1 protein-coding gene and 1 pseudogene are annotated in these 1017 nt (G+C 58.2%); both read left to right on the top strand.

Features of this window, described 5'->3' with window-relative positions:
• Positions 1–479: plasmid replication protein RepC (repC, locus tag C5F48_RS24110; protein WP_258186593.1), on the top strand; the 479-nt coding region annotated here is incomplete at its 5' end.
• A gap of 348 nt (positions 480–827) precedes the next feature.
• Positions 828–1017 (top strand): annotated as a pseudogene (locus tag C5F48_RS24105) (SOS response-associated peptidase); the annotation flags it as partial.

Genomic DNA, 1017 nt, shown 5'->3' with positions numbered 1-1017 from the left:
GCGCCCAATCTGAGCATCACCATCATAATACAAATAAAGAATCTATTGTCTTTGAACCTGCCTTGGAAGAAGGCGGAGCGGCAGCTGGCTCGCATGAGCCTGAGGTCGGGGTTGATGTGCCGGATACGAAGCCTGCACCACGGATTCCGCTCCACTTGGTAATTGCGGGGTGTCCGTCACTGAAGACCTTCTACCAAGGCAATATTCGACACTGGCACCAGCTCTTCGACGCGGCCTGTCATGTACGGCCAGCCATGGGGATCAGTTCATCTGCTTGGGAGGAGGCGCAGCGCTTCATGGGACCAGAGCAGGCATCAATAGTCGTTGTCGCCATGCTGGAACGTTTTGCAGAGATCAGATCGCCCGGTGGATATTTACGGGCGCTCACATCCAAAGCCGCTGCAGGCGAGTTCTCGTGCGGGCAAATGGTCATGGCGTTGGTCAGCCAACGAGGTGCAGGCAAATGTTCACATCTGTGAACATCATGATGGAGAGCCACTCCTTTGTGAGTTCACAGCTGTGAACTCTTCCTGCTCGCGGATGAAACCTCGAGATAAGGAAGGTGATGGGGACGTGGGATCGGAAAAGTGGCTTTTGGCATGTAAAGAAGACCAAGATCAAACTCGCCCAACGAATCACCTCCTGCCATTCGCAGGCACTTCATATGAAAGTTGTCCGAAAGCTGGAACTCCCCAGCTCAAGCCTGAACAAGGCGTGAATTTGAGAACCCGCTCTTGCAGCTCGGGGGCCGCTACGGAACCCTTCCCCCGCGAGCGCCGTTCTGGCAATGTTCCGCATCACCCCCGCCGCGATTCCGGACCGCCGCCATGTGCAACCTCTACGCCCAAACCAAGAGCCAGGACGCGATGCGGCGGGTCTTCGACGGGCTGCTGGAGCCTGAGGAGGTGCTCGACGACCAACTGGGCAACCTCGCGCCGATGCCGGGGATCTTCCCCGATTACGCCGCGCCGATCCTGCGGGCCGGGCCCGGCGGCTTTCAGCTGGCACGGGCACGTT

Origin of the sequence: Cereibacter changlensis JA139, from assembly GCF_003034985.1 — a bacterium.
Classification (GTDB): domain Bacteria; phylum Pseudomonadota; class Alphaproteobacteria; order Rhodobacterales; family Rhodobacteraceae; genus Cereibacter; species Cereibacter changlensis.
Note: the sequence above shows the minus strand (reverse complement) of the source record. Positions and strands in the feature narration are given on the sequence as shown.